Consider the following 19,988-nt stretch of genomic DNA (forward strand, 5'->3'; position numbering starts at 1 on the left):
TTAAGTTTGATGTTTTGGCAACCGCTTGATGCGACGCTTATAAATATACCACCGTGTTTATTAGAATGCAAGCTTTTTCACCATTCTTTTAAAAAAGAATGGCGAAACCGCATAGTGCCGCGAATCCAGGGACTCCTAGTATCGCTAAGATCATACCGGATGCAATGTTAACAGGTACGTAGATGCCAATAAATCCACCGGCTATGTTCATTAAGAAAAGAATAAAGAACGCAAAAGCTAATCTAAACCAGAATACCGATAAGCGTTCCATGTTTTTTTCAAGAGTGGTCCGGCTCATACTTAACAGCAATAATGATACGACTCCTAATATGGCTATGACTAAAATCCTCACAGAAAACGCCCTTTCTATTTCATAGATTCTTATCTATATGCGTCTCTGCGGAGAATTAGTCCACTCGTAGTCTATCTTTCCACGCTTTTCTATAATTCACGACGGCCTTCTAATGCTCTAGACAATGTAACTTCATCCGCGTATTCGAGATCTCCACCTACAGGTAAGCCGTGGGCAATACGTGTAGTCGTGATTCCGGATGGTCTGACAAGCCTTGAAATATACATAGCTGTTGCTTCTCCTTCTATAGTAGGGTTCGTCGCAAGAATTAATTCTTCCACTTCGTCTTCCTGAAGTCTTGTTAACAACGAGGGAACATTGATATCTTCCGGACCGATACCATCCATCGGCGATATTGCACCTTGTAAGACATGGTATAAACCGCGATAGTCACGCATTTTTTCCATAGCAATCACGTCTTTCGGATCCTGCACGACGCAAATTGTTGTGCGGTCACGGGATTGATCCTGACAAATATAGCATGGATCGATATCTGTAATATGGCCACAGACTGAACAGAATTGGAGGTTACGTTTCGCATCCACTAATGCTTTAGCGAAATCCAGCACAGTGTCTTCTTTCATACTTAATACAAAAAACGCCAGACGACCCGCAGTTTTGGGGCCGATGCCTGGCAACTTCATAAAACTATCCATTAATTTAGATATAGGTTCAGGATAATGCATTATACAACCTCCTAGAACATCCCAGGCAAGTTCATTCCTTTTGTGAATTGGCCCATTGTGGAGTTCGTAATTTCTTCCGCTTTTGCAATCGCATCATTTGTCGCGATAACAATTAAGTCTTGTAGAATTTCTACGTCTTCTGGATCTACCGCTTCTGGATCAATAATAACTTCAAGTACTTCTTTATGGCCTGACACGATTACTTTTACCATGCCGCCACCTGCTGTACCTTCCATTCGCTCATTGCCCAAGTTTGCTTGTGCCTCCGCCATCTTCTTTTGCATCTTCTGCATTTGCTTCATCATACCTTGCATATTCCCTGCTCCACGCATAAATAATTCCTCCTTAGTAAATTACTCTTCTATTGTAATAAAATCTTTTCCAAACATTTTCTCAGCTTCAGTTACGAGTGGATCGGCATCTTCAATTGATGCTTCTTCCATAAACGCTGAAGTTGGTTGTTCCTCACCTGACTGTTGAGGGTTTTCCTTGCTTTTCTGACTGGTTAATCCACTTTTTCGAATGAAATCAGCACGAACCTCCAACCAGCTTTCCTCTGCTACGTATACTACTTCATAGCCCTTACCTGTTAACCGTAGTAACGCATCCGATAAGCCTGCTTGTAATGTAGCATTTTCAGAAGCCATCAAGCAATGAATTTCATATTTGAATTTTAGCACAAAAGCCGATTCCGATGCTGCTACGGGCTCCGTCTCTTCCAATAAAGCAGCATGGGAGCGTTGCATACTCTGCATCATACCCGCCCATTGCTCGCGAATCACTTGGATATCAGACTTCGTTGCTGCTTTTAATACTTCTACAATTTTACCTGTTGGTACTTTGGCAGATCTGGAAGCAGTTGAAGCAGCCCTTTTTGCTGGTGCTTGCGGCTCAGCTGCCTGTTGCACTGCCCCTGCTGCTAGTTGTTGCTGAAGTTGTCTAACCGTCTGTTCTAGCAACGCAAGCTTCTGAGCCATTTCAGGGTCAGCTGTAGAAGTAGATACTTGTCGTTGCTCTCCGGAATGAATCATTTTTAATAAAGCGGATTCAATATAGACCTTCCCATGATTAGAAAAACGCATTTCTTGTTGTGTTTTTGAAAGGATATCGATATACCGATACAATTCATCCGAATGAAACTCCTGGGCAAGCTCCTGAAATTTATCGCCGTCTGAAATCAATTCCAGAAGATCTGTCAATTCGGGTGCCGTGCCAAGCAGTAGCATATCACGGAAGAATGTAATCATATCTTCAGCAAGTCTGCCGACATCCTTTCCTTCCGCAATCAGTTCGTGCAATAAAGACAATGCAGATCCGGCATCTTTCGCTTGAATAGATTGTGCTAGCTGATAAAAGATGTCTTCACCAATTGCTCCAGTCACGAGTAGGGCGTCACTCGTTGTCAACTCATCTCCGCTAAATGACACGGCTTGATCGAGCATACTAAGTGCATCACGCATACCACCTGTTGCAGCTTGTGCGATTGCGCGTAATGCTCCAATCTCCGCGGTAACGCCAATATCTCCAATCACCTTTTCCATTCGCTCAATAATTTCAGGTGACGTAATCGGTTTGAAATCAAATCGCTGACACCTGGAAATGATGGTGAGCGGCAACTTATGAGGTTCTGTAGTTGCCAGAATAAATACGACATGGGCAGGAGGTTCTTCCAGTGTCTTGAGCAATGCGTTAAAAGCGGAATTGGACAGCATATGCACTTCATCAATAATATAGACTTTAAATCGTGCATTGGAAGGTGCCACATGTACACGTTCAATAATGTCGCGAATTTCTTCTACGCGTGAATTAGATGCCGCGTCAAATTCGATGACGTCTGTGTTAGATCCCTCTGTGATGCTTTTACATGTCTCGCATTCATTACAAGGTTCTGCTGCTGGACCATTTTCACAATTTAACGCTTTTGCAAAAATCTTCGCCGCACTTGTCTTTCCCGTTCCACGAGGTCCTGAAAATAGATATGCATGCGTCGTCTTCTGATGGAGTAGGGTATTTTGCAGAGTTTGTTTGATCGCCTGCTGACCTGACATCTCACCAAAAGCCTGCGGTCTGTAAGCGCGGTATAGTGCTTGATAAATCAACTGCATTTCCCCCTTTTTCTCCGATTGCATAATACTTCTATTATAGCATGAAATACGTTTTTTTGACCGTGTATCGCTTGGATATATTACGCAAATACTTCCGTCCACTCATCTTTCTTATCAAGCATTGTACGTGCAATTTCTTTTGCACCTTCAAGGCTATGACTGGCCGCCCAGCCACACTGTACTTCATTACATGCTGGTACTTCTGTTGCTAACAGTACGTCGTTTAACGTTTTCTCTACTATAGAGAGGATGTCGTTATAATCGTCATGATTGATTACAGCTAGATAATATCCTGTCTGACAACCCATAGGACTGATATCAACAATTTGATCCGAATGGTCTCGGCTGAATTCTGCCATCATATGTTCCAATGAGTGAAGTGCCGGCATATTCATGTGGTCTGTATTCGGCTGGCAGAAACGGATATCATATTTCAATATTTTGTCGCCATTCTTTCCTTCTGTGGTTCCTGCTAGTCGAATATAAGGTGCTTTCACTTTCGTATGATCCAAATTGAAACTTTCAACGTTCATTTTTTTCTCAGACAATGTAAATCGCTCCCTTTCAGTTATGCGTACTACTTTGAAGTATACACTATTCAAGGGACATAAAAAACTCGCCCATAATGATATGGACGAGTGAATTATTGAATTAATGCCGTGCACCTTTCTTCGACTGCCGCACATAAGCGTTACTCTTGTCGTTGGCTCGGTCTAGGCTACCCCGCGGCACATGAGAGAGTCCACTTAATGCTGCTTCCTTCCGGACCTGACATGATTCATGGGTTCCCATTGCGCAGGACCCAGACGTCAACACTACGTGCAAAAGGCAGACCCTACATGCGGACAGCCTCGGATAAAGGAGTTCAGTCTTGCTAGAGCGGATTGCAAGTTACAGGGCACCGCTAATTCCCCACCTAGCACGGCATTACTTATTATACCCATTGTTCATCATGATTGCAACGGTAAACCTTGGATTCATCGGAGTGTGTTTCAAAATCCCGCCGCGTAGACAGTACAAAACCTTTTCAATTGACCATATAGAGTAGTATACTAAATGAAATACGTGAGGTGATTAGCATGGCTTCGACTAAACGTTATGAGCTCAGTTTCCATAATCCCGAAGTACGCATCTATGCGACCATTGTTTTGCCTGCCGTCTTACTCGGCTTACTGATGATTATTTTCTCGAGTTCAGATTTTAACTTCATGTATGCCGCTCTAATACAGACTGTTGCCTTGGTAAGTTTCTATTGCTGGCGCTTCATTTATCGCCGAAAAGAAAAAAGAAAAAATAATGGTTGACGCTTTTAAAATGACGTGGTAAGATATTATTTGTCTGATACGGAGGAATACCCAAGCCCGGCTGAAGGGATCGGTCTTGAAAACCGACAGGGGTGTTAAAGCCCGCGGGGGTTCGAATCCCTCTTCCTCCGCCATATTTTTGACAACACACGTTACTCGATGTAACGTTTTTTTATTGCTTAAAATTAAATGTCTAAGTAGAAATACATCTATTACAAAAAACAGCGCCAGTGACTGATTCAGTCCTGACGCTGTTTTTATTTTGTAATGTATGCGCCTGTCTCTGCTGGTTGCAGTGCAAGTGCTTGGTAATGTGGAAATTTTTGTTCTAATGAAGCCGCCACTTGTTGTTCTGTTTCTGGCGGTACGGCTACAAAGAGGGACGGTCCTGCTCCGCTGATTGTCATGCCGTACGCTCCTGCTTCCTTACAAGCCAAACGTATTTCATCAAAGTTAGGGAATCCTACTTTTCGGTAGGGTTCATGATATAGATCTCGTTCCATCATACGCCCTGCCGTCACCCAATCCGATTGTGCAATTGCAGCTGTCATCACACTACCTGCCGCACTCCCGCGTACTGCTACTTTATGCGTCAGTTGTTCAGGCAGTAGTCCCCGGGAAGCTTCTGTCTTTAAAGCAACTGGAGGCACTAAGATGACAACACCGATCGGAGGTGCCGGGAATGTCAGTACTTCCATCTCATCTTCTGTGAAATACGATACTGTCATCCCTCCAATCAATGCAGCGGTGACATTATCAGCATGCCCTTCTAATTCACTGCCGATCCGCAACTTATCTTTGGGTGATAGTTGCAAATCTGCCAGTTCACTTGCAATTTCAATTCCTGCAGCAATTGCTGTAGCACTACTGCCTAGACCTTTTCCTAAAGGTATATCCGAATGTACTACTAACCTTTGTGATGCAATGACTTGATCATACCTCGATGCTACATGCTGGATGGTCTGGACAATTAGATTGGTTTCGTCCATAGGCAATGCATTATATTCCTTATCTTGATACAAAACATACCATGCGTCGGCCGGTGCAACTTCTATCGTCATGTTAAGTGAAAGGGCAAGACCTAAATGATCGAAGCCGGGTCCGAGATTAGCCGTTGTGGCTGGCACGGTTACTGAAAAACCGGCTTCTGTCATTAGTTATTCCCCTCTTTCAATTCTTTCAAAAAGTTATTGAACTGTTCATTTGTCATCATAGGTTTATGCGCATTGACATTGATTGCTGTTTCAGGATCTTTTAGTCCGTTACCTGTCAGGATTCCGACAATCGTCGTTCCTTTTTCAATTAGCCCCGCATCAAGTCTTTTCTTAATGCCTGCAATGGTTGCACAAGACGCAGGCTCTGCAAAGATTCCGTCTGTTGCAGCGAGTAATTGATAGGCTTCAAGGATTTCTTCATCAGTAGCGGACAAGATATCTCCGCCTGATTCTTCAAGTGCTTGAGTCGCTAAGTGCCAGCTTGCGGGGTTTCCAATACGAATTGCTGTTGCCACCGTTTCAGGCTCCTCAAACACGCGATCATATACAATGGGTGCTGCACCATCTGCTTGAACTCCTAGTAATTTTGGTGTACCTGTACCTTTTTTCTCTGCATACTCTTTGAAACCCTTCCAAGCTGCAGATATATTACCTGCGTTTCCAACAGGTAAAGCGAAGATATCCGGTACTTTACCAAGTTGTTCAATCGCTTCAAATGCTACCGTCTTCTGCCCTTCAAGACGATAAGGATTCACGGAGTTGACCAACGCAATTTTCCCTTCGCCTACTTCACGTACCATGCGTAGCGCTTCATCAAAGTTTCCTTCAATAGCTACGATTTCTGCACCATACATTTTGGCCTGTGCCAGCTTGCCTAATGCAATACGACCTTCAGGAATAACAACAATTGTACGCATACCTGCACGTGCACCATATGCAGCAGCTGCAGCAGATGTGTTACCCGTTGAAGCACAGATCAACGCTGTCTTTCCTTCTTCTTTTGCCTTCGCAACTGCCATTACCATTCCTCGATCTTTAAATGAACCAGTTGGATTTGTCCCTTCTGTTTTCACATACAGATTAATACCCCACTGTTTTGATAAATTTTCAAGATGAATTAGCGGTGTATTTCCTTCTTGTAGTGTTAATGCAGGAGTATTTTCCGTCACCGGTAACCATTCTTTATATTCTTCGATTAGTCCATTCCATCTTCTCATAATTCCTTATTCTCCTTCCACACGGTAATGACTAGAAATGTCAATGACCGCAGGTGTATCTTTTAAGTCTGCTAAAATATCTAAATGTTGTTGACGAGAAATTTTATGTGTAATAAAGATTAAGTCTGCGCCTTCTTCATGTAAATCGGAGTCCTGAACGACTGTCGCTAAACTTGCCTTGTGGTGGCTATAAATAGATGTCAATTCTGTCAACACACCTACTTCATCACGTACGGTAATACGATGGAAATAGCGAGCATATTTCTGATCATCTGTTTTTACTTTGCGCTCAAATTGCGGTGCGTGCATTCTCTTACCGTTTACGCCTAACAAAATATTACGACAAGCTGCTACTACGTCACCTGTTACGGAAGTTGCTGTAGGTAATGAGCCGGCTCCAGGGCCGTAGAACATGGTCTCGCCTACTGAATCACTGTACACATACACTGCGTTGAATTCATTATTGACTGTAGCTAGAGGATGAGAGTTAGGAACAAACACCGGCTCAACAGCGACTTCGATTTCTTCCCCGTCTTTTTTAGCAGAACCCGTCATCTTAATCGTGTACCCGAATTGTTCCGCAAGCTGAAGATCTCCGTCTGCAATCTCTTTCATCCCACGGACAAATACATCGTCAAGATGCACTTCCGTGGAAAAAGATAGAGACGCGAGAATAACCATCTTACGCGCTGCATCAATACCATCTACGTCCGCTGAAGGATCAGCTTCTGCAAAGCCTAATTCCGTTGCTTCCGCTAATGCATCTTCATAAGTCTTATTTTCATGCTTCATCTTTGTTAAAATGAAATTAGTCGTTCCGTTGACGATTCCCGTCAACGCAGTGATTCGGTCAGACGCCAAACCATCTTCCAATGTACGGATTAGTGGAATACCGCCACCTACACTCGCTTCATATAGTAAGTCACATTTATTTTCATCGGCTAATTTCAACAATTCAGGCCCTGACTCCGCCATGACATCCTTGTTCGCAGTGACAACGCCCTTACCTGCTTCAAGGGAACGACGAATTGCGTCAGAAGAACCGCCCGTTACTTCAATAATTAAATCAATTTCAGGATCATTTAACACTTCATCGAGTGATGTAGTGAACATTTCTTTAGGTATCACGCCATTACGTTTTTTATCCAAGTTTTTAACAAGAACTTTCTTAATAGACACGGGAACACCGAGCTTGTGTCGCAGGTCATCTTGGTGATTATGCAAAATTGTTGCCACACCGCTACCCACTACACCATACCCTAACAAGCCGATATTAATTTCATTTTTCTCATTTTTCATTTGACGATTCTCCTAACTATATGTACACTATGAAAAAACAATCGTTCTTCGTGTAAGGACAATTATAGAGAATTCTGCCTTTAATAACAACCTGTTTTCATGAATCTTCTAAAAATAGATAGATAATCTCAAAAAAAGGATATGGTACTCAATGAAAGTTTGTAAATTTGGCGGAACATCCGTCGCATCCGCAGAACAAATTCGGAAAGTGGTCGACATTGTCGTATCCGACCCAACAAGAAAGATCGTCGTAGTTTCTGCACCAGGTAAACGCTTTTCTTCCGATAACAAGGTAACTGATTTGCTTATTGACTTGGCAAATGCATCACTTGCCGGTAATGACACAACAGACGCACTACAACTAGTTGTAGACCGGTACAAGGAAATTGCAGAAGGACTTGGCTTAGATGAAAACATTGCGCAAGTAATCGAGCAGGATATTATTCGACGCCTCAATAAAGATCAGTCAGATGAAATTCTATACGTAGACAGTTTGAAAGCTGCAGGGGAAGATAATAATGCGAAAATGATTGCGGCTTATTTCCAACATATCGGTGTCGAAGCGGAATATGTAAATCCCCGTGAAGGTGGATTACTAGTTAACCACCGCCCAGAACGTGTACGTGCTCTTCCAGAAGGCAATGAAAAGCTCTGCACATTACGCGATAAAGAGGGTATTATTGTTTTTCCGGGCTTCTTTGGTTACACAGATGACGGAACATTGCGTACGTTCAATCGTGGTGGTTCCGATATTACAGGCGCTCTACTAGCAGCAGCAACAAATGCAGAACTTTATGAAAATTTTACTGATGTGGATTCGGTTTTCTCAGCGAACCCAACAGTGATTGAAAATCCCCGTGCAATCGATTCGATGACATACCGGGAAATGCGCGAACTTGCATATGCAGGATTTTCTGTATTCCACGAGGAAGCTTTAGTACCCGCATTCCGTCACAAGATTCCGGTTTGTATCAAGAACACGAACAATCCCAGTGCGCCAGGCACCATGATTGTACGAGATCGTGACCATAATCTTCAATCCGTTGTCGGAATTGCTGCCGATAAAGGATTCTCTACACTCTTTGTTGCTAAATACTTGATGAACTTGGAAATTGGTTTTGGACGTCACTTACTACAAATTCTAGAAGAAGAAGAAATTCCATTTGAGCATACACCATCAGGTATCGATAACTTGTCTGTCATTATTCGCGACGAACATTTAACACCGGCAAAAGAAGCCCGTATTATTAAGCGCATTGAACAGGAGTTATGTCCTGACGACGTACATTTCCAACGTGATTATTCCATGGTAGTGCTCGTGGGTGAAGGCATGCGTCACGCAAGAGGGTTGGCAGCACGGGCAGCATCCGCGATTGCACGTACAGGTGCTAATATCGAAATGATTAACCAAGGATCTTCAGAAGTCAGTTTAGTATTCGGTATTCAAGAAAAAGATGAAAACATTGTTCTTCGAGAACTATATCAGGAATTCTTTACAGAAGTCCCTGTTTCTTAATTCAATCGACACTCCCTATATAGGGGGTGTCGATTTTTTCATCTCATCAGCAATTCTTCCGATAATCAACTCAATATCCTCTTCATTTTCTAATAGGTCATATTCTTCGATATTCAGTCGAATGACTGGGCATGCAGTAAACGAATCAATCCACTGTTCATAGCGACGATACATCTCTTCCCAATAACTTCTTGGTGTTTGCAGTTCCATATTTCTACCACGCTCTTCAATACGTTCAAGAATGACAGGTAAAGGTCCTTCCAAATATATGAGAGCATTTGGATGTGGGAAATACGGTGTCATTACCATTGCTTCATATAGATTCATGTAAGTTTCAAAGTCGACCGCTTCCATAGTTCCTTCATCAGCGTGCATTTTGGCAAAGATCCCCACGTCTTCATAGATGGAACGATCTTGTACAAAACCGCCTCCGCTTTCAAAAATATGTTTTTGTTCTTTAAAGCGTTCTGCTAAAAAGAAGATTTGCAAATGAAAACTCCAACGTTCAAAGTCATCATAAAATCTCTCTAAGTATGGATTTTCTGCTACGTTTTCCAAAGATTCTTGAAAGCCAAGTCTTTTGGCAATTGCATGTGCCATTGTTGACTTCCCTACCCCTACCATTCCCGCTACTGCAAAAACACTGTTTTTTGGTACATTAGGTGACTTCATTTAGTTTCAAACCTTTCTGGACTGCTTCAAAAACTTTGCTTAGTATTGCATCCATGTCATCTTTGCTGCGCACATAGTCCACTTCATCTCCGTTTATATGGATAACTTGGATGTCAGGATGTGTTGCCTCAAACTCTGGTAAGTACGTACGGTAATCTTTAGATAGTTGCAGTAAATAATCAGGATCCATATCCGATTCATACGAACGTCCACGCTCATCGATTCGATTGAGCAATGTAGGAATGGATGCTGACAATGAAATAATGATATTTGGCATCGGAAGGTCTTTCGTCAAAATATGATAGATTTCTTTATATTTCACAAAATCTTTCGACTCCAAAGTACGTTGTGCGAATAACATGTTTTTGAATACATGGTAATCGGCCACCACGGGTAACCCTTGTGATATATATTCTCTATTGATTTCCTTCAATTGTTCATATCGATTACATAGGAAAAACATTTCAGTCTGGAAACTCCACTTTTCTTTGTCTTGATAAAACTGATCGAGAAAAGGATTTTCCCCACTTATTTCTCTTAATTGATTATATGAAAAGGTCTCAGCAATTGCTGCTGTGAGCGTAGTCTTCCCTACTCCAATCGGACCTTCTACCGCAATAAACGGGACAAACATATACCACTCATCCTTTCAAATCATTACCTAATCATTTTATCATAGACGCCCCTATAGGATGAGATTTATATTGCGTTATGTAGCGTTTCCTCTTCATCTGTTTCACGTGGAACATTTCACTAATTGATTTTGATGTTCCGCATGGTAGACTGTTGATAAGGAGTGATGAATCGATGAAAGATGATGAATACTACATGAGACTAGCAATAGAAGAGGCAGAAAAAGCTGCCGCACTGGCTGAAGTTCCAATTGGCGCAGTCATTATATATAACGATGAAGTCATTGCTACGGCCCATAATCTGCGTGAAACCACTCAAAATGCAGTCACACACGCAGAACTTTCTGCCATCCAAGTTGCTTGTGAGAAGGTTGGAAGTTGGCGTTTAGAAGACACTACATTATACGTTACACTCGAACCATGCCCTATGTGCGCAGGTGCCATACTACAATCACGTATTCCGCGAGTCGTCTACGGTGCACGTGACCCAAAAGGAGGTTGTGTCCATACTTTTTATCAACTACTTAACGACCCTCGATTCAATCATGAGTGCATTGTAACTGAAGGCGTCCTCGCTGAAGAATGCGGACAACTCTTAACTACCTTCTTTCGATCACTGAGAGATAAAAGAAAAGCTGCAAAAAAGGAAGCCCAACGCTTAGAGAAAAACTCGTAAGCATTGGGCTTCTTTTGGTATTTCACTAATTAGTTTTGATATTTGGAAAAGCCCAGTCTTTGCTTATGCAATGAACAGACCACTAGCGCATTACTTCTTACTTAGGCGCTTCAATCTTTTCCTTTCCACCCATATATGGTCGAAGCACTTCGGGAATTAAAACAGAACCATCTTCCTGCTGATAATTCTCCAATATCGCTGCTACTGTACGACCAACAGCCAAACCGCTACCATTTAACGTATGAACATACTCAGGCTTTGCACCTGGCTCACGACGGAAACGGATATGTGCTCGTCTAGCTTGGAAATCTTCAAAGTTAGAACAAGAAGAAATTTCTCGATAAACATTTTGTGTAGGAATCCATACTTCCAAGTCGTACTTCTTGGCAGCCGTGAAACCTAAATCCGCTGTACACATCTTGAGCGCACGATACGGTAATTTCAATAACTGCAATACTTTTTCCGCATGGCCAGTTAACTTCTCCAACTCATCGTATGAATCTTCCGGTTTCACAAAGCGAACCAACTCTACTTTATTAAACTGGTGCTGGCGAATTAATCCACGCGTATCACGCCCTGCAGAACCTGCTTCAGAACGGAAATTTGTACTATACGCAGTGAAAGCAATTGGCAACTTAGATCCTTCCAGGATTTCATCGCGATAGAAATTGGTGACAGGAACTTCAGATGTCGGGATCAAGAAGTAGTCCTCTTCTTCAATTAAGAACGCATCTTCTTCAAACTTCGGCAGTTGTCCCGTTCCAGTCAAGCTTGTACGGTTTACCAAATACGGTGGTAGCATTTCCTCATAACCGTGTTCTTCTTGATGAAGATCAAGCATGAAGTTGATTAACGCACGTTCAAGTCGTGCACCGAGCCCGCGATAAAACACAAAACGACTACCTGTTACTTTTGCTGCTCGTTCAAAATCAAGTAGTTGAAGATCCGTTCCAATTTCCCAGTGCGGTTTTGGTTCGTAATCAAATGTTGGAATCTCTCCCCACACGCGGACTTCTACGTTGTCATCTTCGCTGTCCCCTACTGGCACGCTATCATGTGGTATGTTCGGAATACGCATAAGCACGTAATTCAATTCCTCTTCTACTTTGGAAAGTTCTTGATCATATGCTTTGATTTCCTCGCCGACCTTTTTCATCTTGGCAATGACTTCGTCCGCGTCTTCTTTATTACGCTTCATTTGTGCTACTTGCTGTGATACTTCATTGCGTTCAGCTTTCAGCACTTCTACTTTTGATAAAATTTCACGACGTTTCTCATCAAGTCCGCCAAATTTTTCAAAGTCGGCTAAATCTTCTCCACGTTTACTAAGTTTTGCTTTTACTTCTTCATAATTCGCACGCAATAATTTACTGTCTAGCACGCCATCCGCCTCCTTGTATTTGCATTACCGATAATAAAAAACAATAAAAAAAGCCCTCCATCCCCTAAAATAGGGACGAGAACTACCCGCGTTGCCACCCAAATTGACTGATTATCCAGCCCACTTGTTTGAGATATCGGCTCAACTGACCGGCAAAACCTACTGATTCGGCTTTGCTACTCCAGGACGGATTCACAATGGTCTTTACCAGCTTCCACCACCCGCTGGCTCTCTACAAAAAACACGATTGCTACTGCTTCCTATCATCGTAATGTATGTGAAATTAAATATACCATACTACAGTTTCTAATCATTGACAAGGGACATGGTGCTTTTTTGTATAAGATACATCGTAAATAGTAGAGCGTATGACTTCCTTTTTGGATGTAGAAATCTGAACAAAAGATACTTTCCCGAGAAATATCTTTTAATATTAACTCCTGGCTAACCCATTTCTATTCCGGAGAGATTCAACTTGGCCCCTACTCTATACTAGATGCCACTGTCGGGGGCCGCCGTGACCATGAGTCAACTAGTGTACCTTGCAAGTTGACTCATGGTTGGACGTACTTCTGCTATGCCCATGCAGCTTAGAAGTTTACTACCGCTGCCCTCAACCGACTAACAAAATCACAAATTATGAACTACGAATCGCCATCAATTCACTTTCCGCAAGCTGTGAAATTTCCAAACCTTTCATCGGTGTACCAATCCCTTTTGACAGCTTAGCGATCAACTCATAATCTTGATAGTTAGCCGTAGCTTCTACAATTGCACGTGCAAATGATTCCGGATTTTCCGATTTGAAAATACCTGAACCTACAAATACTCCATCCGCTCCAAGTTCCATCATCAATGCTGCGTCAGCAGGCGTTGCAACACCCCCAGCAGAGTAGTTCACAACCGGTAAACGACCCGCTTCTTTAATGGCTAATAATACTTCATATGGAGCACCCAGATTACGGGCTTCTGTCATCAACTCGTCTTTGCTCATATGGACTACTTTACTTACTTGAGCATTAATCATCCGCAAGTGACGCACGGCTTCTACGATATTTCCTGTTCCTGGTTCGCCTTTTGTACGAAGCATTTTTGCCCCTTCACCTAAACGACGCGCTGCTTCACCAAGGTTTCTTGCTCCACAAACAAATGGTACGCTGAAATCACTCTTCAATAAGTGAAACTCGTCGTCCGCAGGTGTTAGTACTTCACTTTCGTCAATGAAATCCACGCCTAGCGCTTCTAATACACGTGCTTCTGAAATATGGCCAATACGTGCTTTCGCCATGACAGGAATAGACACTGCCTTTTGTACCTCTTCTACGATTCGTGGGTCTGCCATACGTGCAACACCACCTGCTGCTCGAATATCAGAAGGTACTCTCTCTAGTGCCATAACCGCAATCGCTCCAGCTGCTTCCGCCACCTTTGCTTGCTCTGCATTGATTACATCCATAATAACGCCGCCATAATTAAAGTTCATTTCATTTCCCCCTTTTTGTTATTTTCAGTATAATTGAAATTGACCATATGAAAATAGCCAGTTGCATATCAAACAACATGGTCAGATTAGAGGGTTCACTATGGACATGATTTTTATCGAGCTTCAAAAGGATTCGAATATCCCGCTTTATCAGCAAATATATAATCAAATCAAACAGGACATGATCGATGGCAAGTTCCCTGTTGGCATGAAACTCCCCTCCAAACGTCAACTGGAGGAGTTCCTAGGTGTCAGCCAGACAACAATTGAAATGGCTTATGATCAACTGACAGCAGAAGGTTTTATTGCCGCAGAACCACGAAAAGGTTATTTCGTGCAGGCATTAGAGGAACTCGCCTATGTACAGCCTGTGAAATCAGACACCGTAGACGAGATGCCTATAACCAAACCCGTCCATTACGACTTTTCACCAGGTTCCATTGACACGGAGAACTTCCCATTCATCATTTGGAGAAAGTATGCGCGAGATATTATGGATACATCACATGCCCACTTATTACTACTTGGAGATCCGCATGGCGATATTGAATTACGTCAGGAAATTGCCCGTTATCTATATCACTCGCGAGGAGTAGATTGTACACCTGAACAAATTATTGTCGGTTCCGGTACTGAACAGCTTTTACCTTTAATTATCAGATTACTGGGAGAAGAGGCTCGCTATGCAATTGAAGATCCGGGCTACCTAATGACGAAGCACGTCTTTTCCGAAAACTATAGAAAGACCATTCCCATCGCAGTCGACCAAGAAGGGCTCGACGTAAAGGCACTACAACGGTCTGATGCTTCTATAGCCTACGTTACCCCTTCTCACCAGTTTCCAACCGGTACAGTGCTGTCTGCAGCCCGCAGAACCGCTCTTTTGAATTGGGCCGCACTAAATTCTGAGTTTTTTATTATTGAAGATGATTATGACAGTGAGTTCCGTTACCGTGGACGGCCTATCCCTTCCTTGCAGGGAATGGATAAAGGTGAAAATGTTATTTATTTAAGTACGTTTACCAAATCACTTATGCCATCTATGCGCATCGCCTACATGGTGTTACCGCCAAGACTACTAGATACGTACCGACAGGCTTTCATCCCCTACTCTTCTTCTGTACCGCGGATTGACCAGCACATACTGGCACGCTTCATGGCGGATGGACAATTTTCGCGCCATCTGAATCGTATGCGTAAAATTTATCGTCGAAAGATGCATACATTGACGAGTTTATTAAAATTGTATGAACCACATATTTCATTCTCTGGTGATGAAGCCGGTATGCATGTCCTGCTTCACGTTCATACGGATAAAACAGAAAAGGAACTAATTGATGAAGCACTTCAATCCGGCATTAAAGTCCGTGGTCTAGATACCTATAAGGTAATGCCCGATCAATCCACTCCTTCATTCTTAATCGGTTTCGGCGGATTAAGCGAGGAAGATATTAAACTGGCCATTCCAAAGTTGCTTGACGTGTGGAATATACAAAGAGACAGCAATACCTGAGTAGGTACGCTGTCTCTTTGTAGTTAATTAAATAAGCCTTTTACGAAACCAGTTGAACTATTCCATGCATTTGAAAAGAAATTACCAATTGCCCCCACAGTTAGCGAGAGTCGACCAGCTTTCTTCACTTCTTCAATCGCGACGACTTCTGTATCGACTACTTTATCATTAATAAAATCATAATCTGATCCGTCTTTTTTTACTAGCTTGACATGGCCAACAACGGTACCTTTTTTAATTGGTGCTTGTATTTGTCCGTTTTTTACCAACTTCTCATCTAATACGAGTTCAGTTGTATAGTCTTGATCGTCTTCATTGTGAACTAACATACGAATAGGTTGCTTGGTAGCAATCGCTACTTTTTTTTCTTTCCCTTTCGTAACGTCCAGAGTTTTTTGCTTCTTAAATTGGTACCCTGCTTTAAGTAGCTCTGTTTCGCTAAATTCCTTAAAGCCATAATCAAATAACGCACGAGTAGCATCGAAACGTGCTTCGTAAGATCCAACGCCCTTATCATCTACTGCATTCATTACAACGGCAATAACACGTCGGCCATCACGTACGGCAGTCCCCGTAAAACAATGTCCTGCAAATTCTGTAGTACCTGTTTTCAAGCCATCGATTCCGTCATATTCATATACTAGGCCTGGCAACATGAAGTTCCAGTTCACCATATCAATCGCATCATTTGTTCCTTCACGGAATGTTTTTTTAGGTATTTTGGTTGTATCTAGTACTTCCGGATACTTTTTCAATAAATGATACGCTAGTTTGGCAACAGAACGTGCAGGCATAACGTTTTCATCCTTCTCACCAAACTCACTTGGGTGCATGCCTTGTAAGTCACTATTGTTCAACCCCGTAGAATTGACGAATTTATAATCCGTCAGACCAAGTTCTTCAGCCTTTTCATTCATTAGCTGGACGAATTCCTCTTCAGATCCTGCAATCGACTCGGCAATTGCAATAGTTGCCGCATTCGCTGAATAAATCGCTACAGCTTCATAAAGTTCACGGATCGTATAAGATCCATCACGACGAAGCGGTACATTACTCAAACGGCGATCTTGTGATACCTTATACGTATACTCAGTAACTTTGTATTCTTGGTCCCATGTAATTGTTCCATCATCAAGTGCTTCAAACATCAAGTATTCCGTCATCATTTTCGTCATACTTGCAATTCCGAGCGGCTTATCCGAGTTTTCTTCGTATAAGACCCTTCCATTATCTGCATCTATCAAAATAGCCCCGTTTACACGAAGGTCAAGTGAGGATTCACTTTCCTCAGCTACTGCAGTTTCCTGTATACCAAACGTCATCAACAACATCATTGGCACCAGTAAAACTGCCAACCATCTCTGTGTTACTTTTTCCACTCATCTTACCCCCGTAGTCACAATATCAAAAATCAGTGTACCATATTCTCGGCAGGTCAGGTATGCTTATGGCAAAAATAACACATATTCCCCTACAAAAATAACCAACTATTTCTTCACGTTTTATAATTCGTCATATCGTATCAAAAAAGGACAGGAGGGAAATCCTCACTGTCCTTATATAGTAAATTAACGTACCGAGTAATTCGGTGCTTCTTTTGTAATTTGTACTTGGTGTGGATGACTTTCCAGTAAACCAGCACCCGTCATACGAATAAATTGTGCATTTTCACGATGTGCTTCAAGATCCTTCGAACCACAATACCCCATGCCTGCACGAATTCCTCCTAAAAGCTGATGAATTGTATCAGATAAAGGACCTTTATACGGCATACGACCTTCAATGCCCTCAGGGACAAGTTTCTTTTCATCTTCTTGGAAGTAACGATCTTTCGAACCTTTTTCCATCGCTGCAACAGAACCCATACCACGGTATACTTTAAAACGACGTCCTTGGAAGATCTCAGATTCTCCTGGGCTCTCCGTAGTACCTGCAAGCAAGCTTCCAAGCATAACCGCATGTCCACCAGCCGCTAATGCCTTAACAATATCTCCGGAATATTTAATACCACCGTCTGCAATAATCGTCTTACCGTATTTACGCGCAACAGTTGCACACTCATAGATAGCAGTAATCTGTGGTACACCAACGCCTGCCACTACTCGTGTGGTACAAATAGAACCAGGGCCAATACCGACCTTCACTACGTCAGCACCAGCTTCATACAATGCTTCAGCTGCTTCTGCCGTTGCTACGTTACCTGCAACAATCGCGAGGTCCGGATAGTTTCCGCGGATCTCTCTCACTGTGTCAATAACACCTTTAGAGTGTCCGTGTGCCGTGTCAATGACGATTAGGTCAACTTCCGCCTGTACAAGCTTCTCAATGCGCGTAGAAGTGTCTACCGTGACTCCAACAGCCGCACCAACGAGTAAGCGTCCAGCCTTATCTTTCGCCGCGTTAGGGAACTCAATAACTTTCTCAATATCTTTAATTGTAATTAAACCATTAAGAATGCCTTTATCATCTACGATCGGAAGCTTCTCAATTTTATATTGCTGTAGCATTTTCTCTGCTTCTTCAAGTGTAGTTCCTACAGGAGCTGTCACCAAGTTTTCTTTCGTCATAACTTCATCAATGATGATGGAATAATCCTGGATAAATCTTAGGTCTCGGTTTGTCAAAATACCAACCAATTTTTTCTCTTCCATGTTATTAACGATCGGGACACCTGAGATACGATATTTACCCATTAAATGCTCTGCATCAAATACTTGATGTTCCGGTGTAAGGAAGAATGGATTTTTAATAACTCCATTCTCAGAGCGTTTAACCGTAACAACTTCCTCAGCTTGTTCTTCAATACTCATGTTTTTATGAATAACACCGATTCCACCTTGACGAGCCATCGAGATTGCCATCTTGGATTCTGTTACTGTATCCATCCCCGCACTGATAATAGGTATATTTAACTTGATGCTGTCTGTTAAGTTCACAGATAGCGAAACAGCCTTTGGCAATACATCAGATGCAGCCGGTACCAATAACACATCATCGAACGTCAGACCCTCACGAGAAAACTTTGATTCCCACATTAACTTTCTGCCTCCTAAAATTACTATTGTCTATTCAGATTATTAAAAGGTTATCAGCGTCAATGAGACGTGTCAAGATAGAAGTTTATAAACTCACTATTCCCATTATTCATTGAACATTTTATCTAATGACTTTTGCATCTTTAATGGATTTGTCTGGGGTGCAAAACGATCAACTACTTGTCCGTTAGTGTCAATCAAGAACTTCGTGAAGTTCCATTTGATACCTTCCGTCAATACACCTTTTTGCTGTTCCGCTAGATACGTAAATAAAGGTTCGGCTTCATCCCCTTTTACATCTACCTTGGCAAACATAGGGAACGTCACGCCATAATTCATTTGGCAGAAGTTCATCGTTTCATCAATATCATCAAATTCCTGGTTATTAAAATTATCTGATGGGAAGCCCAGTACCACCAGCCCTTGATCTTTATATTCTTCATACAGTTGCTGAAGTTCTTTAAATTGTTTTGTGAAACCGCATTTACTCGCCGTGTTAACAATGATCATTGGACTTCCTTCAAATTCCTTTAGAGATTTCTTTTCTCCACTAGTAGTATCCACTGTAAAATCATAAACTGTCGTCATGCAGAACCGCCTCTTTTCTTTTAATATATTTTACCTGACTATGGAAGGAATACCTAGCGTCTTGTTTGGCTTGGAAGTTTTTTAGAGCGGGATGAGATAGGGTATTGGGTGTATTCGGGGTATTGGGTGTATTGGGTGTATTGGGTGTATTGGGTGATTTATTGAGCGGTTACGTGGGGCGATTGAGCGGTTGCTGTGATTTATTGAGCGGGTATGTGAGGGGATTGAGCGGTTACTGTGACTCTTTGAGCGGATATACAGAGGCATAGAGCGGTTTTCCAAGCTTATTGAGCGATGATCGTAACTTAATGAGCGGTTAAGCAGCGCAATAGAGCGAATAATCCAGATCTATGAGCGAGTAAAGTATAAATACATCAATATTCCATTCAATTCTTTCTATTATTAAACACAAATACAAAGCACAAAAAAGCCACTCCCCATAGGGAATGGCTTCGCGTGCCTAGCAACGTCCTACTCTCACAGGGGGAAACCCCCAACTACCATCGGCGCTGAAGAGCTTAACTTCCGTGTTCG

The 19,988-nt window shown here is 42.3% G+C and carries 19 protein-coding genes, 1 tRNA gene, 1 rRNA gene, 1 other RNA gene and 1 other annotated feature; of the genes, 5 read left to right on the plus strand and 17 right to left on the minus strand.

All coding sequences use genetic code 11. The annotated features are described in order from the left end of the window. Window positions 1-88: 88 nt before the first annotated feature. The 6 genes from CSV61_RS15845 to ffs form a co-directional block, all read right to left on the minus strand. On the minus strand, window positions 89-310 hold the full coding sequence (locus tag CSV61_RS15845) for a pro-sigmaK processing inhibitor BofA family protein (protein ID WP_233193660.1): 222 nt from the start codon (window positions 308-310) through the stop codon (window positions 89-91). A gap of 131 nt (window positions 311-441) precedes the next feature. Continuing rightward, window positions 442-1,038 (minus strand): recombination mediator RecR, encoded by a 597-nt coding sequence (gene recR, locus CSV61_RS15850; RefSeq protein ID WP_029055209.1) that lies wholly within the window; start codon window positions 1,036-1,038, stop codon window positions 442-444. Window positions 1,039-1,049: 11 nt separating this feature from the next. Continuing rightward, the gene (locus CSV61_RS15855; protein WP_083034487.1) at window positions 1,050-1,370 is read right to left on the minus strand and encodes a YbaB/EbfC family nucleoid-associated protein; all 321 of its coding nucleotides are present in this window, start codon (window positions 1,368-1,370) and stop codon (window positions 1,050-1,052) included. Window positions 1,371-1,391: 21 nt separating this feature from the next. Continuing rightward, window positions 1,392-3,137, minus strand: coding sequence for a DNA polymerase III subunit gamma/tau (dnaX, locus tag CSV61_RS15860; protein WP_099640022.1), 1,746 nt, complete (start codon window positions 3,135-3,137; stop codon window positions 1,392-1,394). Window positions 3,138-3,223: 86 nt separating this feature from the next. Further along, entirely contained in the window at window positions 3,224-3,676 is a 453-nt protein-coding gene (locus tag CSV61_RS15865; RefSeq protein WP_199173656.1) for an S-ribosylhomocysteine lyase, read from the minus strand. A gap of 124 nt (window positions 3,677-3,800) precedes the next feature. Then, window positions 3,801-4,068: signal recognition particle sRNA large type (gene ffs, locus CSV61_RS15870), an RNA gene on the minus strand. 154 nt (window positions 4,069-4,222) lie between these two features. Here ffs and CSV61_RS15875 point away from each other — a divergent pair. Both CSV61_RS15875 and CSV61_RS15880 read left to right on the plus strand, forming a co-directional pair. After that, a complete protein-coding gene (locus CSV61_RS15875) occupies window positions 4,223-4,447 on the plus strand; it encodes a hypothetical protein (protein WP_099640023.1) in 225 nt (74 codons plus the stop codon). A gap of 41 nt (window positions 4,448-4,488) precedes the next feature. Further along, a tRNA-Ser gene (locus CSV61_RS15880) sits at window positions 4,489-4,581 on the plus strand. Window positions 4,582-4,704: 123 nt separating this feature from the next. On the opposite strand, the gene thrB is transcribed toward CSV61_RS15880, so the two are convergent. Genes thrB through CSV61_RS15895 form a run of 3 tightly spaced genes read right to left on the minus strand, consistent with a single transcriptional unit; the run spans window position 4,705 to window position 7,958 of the window. After that, on the minus strand, window positions 4,705-5,601 hold the full coding sequence (thrB, locus tag CSV61_RS15885) for a homoserine kinase (RefSeq protein ID WP_083034483.1): 897 nt from the start codon (window positions 5,599-5,601) through the stop codon (window positions 4,705-4,707). Further along, entirely contained in the window at window positions 5,601-6,659 is a 1,059-nt protein-coding gene (gene thrC, locus CSV61_RS15890) for a threonine synthase (RefSeq protein WP_099640024.1), read from the minus strand. Before thrC ends, thrB begins: the two co-directional genes overlap by 1 nt. A gap of 6 nt (window positions 6,660-6,665) precedes the next feature. Next, window positions 6,666-7,958: a homoserine dehydrogenase gene (locus CSV61_RS15895; RefSeq protein WP_099640025.1), complete on the minus strand. Its 1,293-nt coding sequence runs from the start codon at window positions 7,956-7,958 to the stop codon at window positions 6,666-6,668. Between the two features lie 151 nt (window positions 7,959-8,109). Between CSV61_RS15895 and CSV61_RS15900 the strand changes: the two genes are divergently transcribed. Next, entirely contained in the window at window positions 8,110-9,474 is a 1,365-nt protein-coding gene (locus tag CSV61_RS15900; RefSeq protein WP_099640026.1) for an aspartate kinase, read from the plus strand. Window positions 9,475-9,489: 15 nt separating this feature from the next. On the opposite strand, the gene CSV61_RS15905 is transcribed toward CSV61_RS15900, so the two are convergent. Together CSV61_RS15905 and CSV61_RS15910 are read right to left on the minus strand one after the other, a co-directional pair. After that, window positions 9,490-10,146: a deoxynucleoside kinase gene (locus CSV61_RS15905; protein ID WP_099640027.1), complete on the minus strand. Its 657-nt coding sequence runs from the start codon at window positions 10,144-10,146 to the stop codon at window positions 9,490-9,492. After that, window positions 10,133-10,780, minus strand: a complete 648-nt coding sequence (locus CSV61_RS15910; protein ID WP_099640028.1) for a deoxynucleoside kinase — start codon at window positions 10,778-10,780, stop codon at window positions 10,133-10,135. The genes CSV61_RS15905 and CSV61_RS15910 overlap by 14 nt, the downstream gene beginning before the upstream one ends. Window positions 10,781-10,953: 173 nt before the next feature. On the opposite strand from CSV61_RS15910, the gene tadA reads away from it, so the two are divergent. Further along, a complete protein-coding gene (gene tadA / locus CSV61_RS15915; RefSeq protein WP_099640029.1) occupies window positions 10,954-11,454 on the plus strand; it encodes a tRNA adenosine(34) deaminase TadA in 501 nt (166 codons plus the stop codon). 97 nt (window positions 11,455-11,551) lie between these two features. On the opposite strand, the gene serS is transcribed toward tadA, so the two are convergent. After that, a complete protein-coding gene (gene serS / locus CSV61_RS15920; protein WP_099640030.1) occupies window positions 11,552-12,835 on the minus strand; it encodes a serine--tRNA ligase in 1,284 nt (427 codons plus the stop codon). A 68-nt stretch (window positions 12,836-12,903) separates the two neighbouring features. Beyond that, window positions 12,904-13,111 (minus strand) — a binding site (T-box leader). Between the two features lie 361 nt (window positions 13,112-13,472). After that, complete coding sequence (gene pdxS / locus CSV61_RS15925) at window positions 13,473-14,318, minus strand: pyridoxal 5'-phosphate synthase lyase subunit PdxS (protein WP_099640031.1); 846 nt, start codon at window positions 14,316-14,318, stop codon at window positions 13,473-13,475. A 100-nt stretch (window positions 14,319-14,418) separates the two neighbouring features. Between pdxS and pdxR the strand changes: the two genes are divergently transcribed. Then, window positions 14,419-15,831, plus strand: coding sequence for a MocR-like pyridoxine biosynthesis transcription factor PdxR (gene pdxR, locus CSV61_RS15930; protein ID WP_099640032.1), 1,413 nt, complete (start codon window positions 14,419-14,421; stop codon window positions 15,829-15,831). Window positions 15,832-15,854: 23 nt separating this feature from the next. Here pdxR and CSV61_RS15935 read toward each other — a convergent pair whose 3' ends face one another. The 4 genes from CSV61_RS15935 to rrf form a co-directional block, all read right to left on the minus strand. Further along, window positions 15,855-17,210, minus strand: a complete 1,356-nt coding sequence (locus CSV61_RS15935) for a D-alanyl-D-alanine carboxypeptidase family protein (protein WP_304442551.1) — start codon at window positions 17,208-17,210, stop codon at window positions 15,855-15,857. Between the two features lie 189 nt (window positions 17,211-17,399). Further along, complete coding sequence (gene guaB / locus CSV61_RS15940; RefSeq protein WP_083034473.1) at window positions 17,400-18,866, minus strand: IMP dehydrogenase; 1,467 nt, start codon at window positions 18,864-18,866, stop codon at window positions 17,400-17,402. A 105-nt stretch (window positions 18,867-18,971) separates the two neighbouring features. Next, a complete protein-coding gene (locus CSV61_RS15945; protein ID WP_099640033.1) occupies window positions 18,972-19,454 on the minus strand; it encodes a glutathione peroxidase in 483 nt (160 codons plus the stop codon). A gap of 458 nt (window positions 19,455-19,912) precedes the next feature. Further along, window positions 19,913-19,988 (minus strand): 5S ribosomal RNA (gene rrf / locus CSV61_RS17405); the annotation flags it as partial.

This window comes from Sporosarcina sp. P3 (genome assembly GCF_002743415.1).
In the GTDB taxonomy this organism is placed as follows: Bacteria; Bacillota; Bacilli; order Bacillales_A; family Planococcaceae; genus Sporosarcina; species Sporosarcina ureae_A.

What these genes read in the sequence shown, in the direction of transcription:
- recR (WP_029055209.1), bottom strand. Translation starts at nt 1,038, where the DNA reads ATGCATTATCCTGAACCTATATCTAAATTAATGGATAGTTTTATGAAG.
- CSV61_RS15855 (WP_083034487.1), bottom strand. Translation starts at nt 1,370, where the DNA reads ATGCGTGGAGCAGGGAATATGCAAGGTATGATGAAGCAAATGCAGAAG.
- CSV61_RS15865 (WP_199173656.1), bottom strand. Translation starts at nt 3,676, where the DNA reads ATGAACGTTGAAAGTTTCAATTTGGATCATACGAAAGTGAAAGCACCT.
- CSV61_RS15875 (WP_099640023.1), top strand. Translation starts at nt 4,223, where the DNA reads ATGGCTTCGACTAAACGTTATGAGCTCAGTTTCCATAATCCCGAAGTA.
- thrB (WP_083034483.1), bottom strand. Translation starts at nt 5,601, where the DNA reads ATGACAGAAGCCGGTTTTTCAGTAACCGTGCCAGCCACAACGGCTAAT.
- thrC (WP_099640024.1), bottom strand. Translation starts at nt 6,659, where the DNA reads ATGAGAAGATGGAATGGACTAATCGAAGAATATAAAGAATGGTTACCG.
- CSV61_RS15895 (WP_099640025.1), bottom strand. Translation starts at nt 7,958, where the DNA reads ATGAAAAATGAGAAAAATGAAATTAATATCGGCTTGTTAGGGTATGGT.
- CSV61_RS15900 (WP_099640026.1), top strand. Translation starts at nt 8,110, where the DNA reads ATGAAAGTTTGTAAATTTGGCGGAACATCCGTCGCATCCGCAGAACAA.
- CSV61_RS15905 (WP_099640027.1), bottom strand. Translation starts at nt 10,146, where the DNA reads ATGAAGTCACCTAATGTACCAAAAAACAGTGTTTTTGCAGTAGCGGGA.
- CSV61_RS15910 (WP_099640028.1), bottom strand. Translation starts at nt 10,780, where the DNA reads ATGTTTGTCCCGTTTATTGCGGTAGAAGGTCCGATTGGAGTAGGGAAG.
- tadA (WP_099640029.1), top strand. Translation starts at nt 10,954, where the DNA reads ATGAAAGATGATGAATACTACATGAGACTAGCAATAGAAGAGGCAGAA.
- pdxS (WP_099640031.1), bottom strand. Translation starts at nt 14,318, where the DNA reads ATGAACTTTAATTATGGCGGCGTTATTATGGATGTAATCAATGCAGAG.
- pdxR (WP_099640032.1), top strand. Translation starts at nt 14,419, where the DNA reads ATGGACATGATTTTTATCGAGCTTCAAAAGGATTCGAATATCCCGCTT.
- guaB (WP_083034473.1), bottom strand. Translation starts at nt 18,866, where the DNA reads ATGTGGGAATCAAAGTTTTCTCGTGAGGGTCTGACGTTCGATGATGTG.
- CSV61_RS15945 (WP_099640033.1), bottom strand. Translation starts at nt 19,454, where the DNA reads ATGACGACAGTTTATGATTTTACAGTGGATACTACTAGTGGAGAAAAG.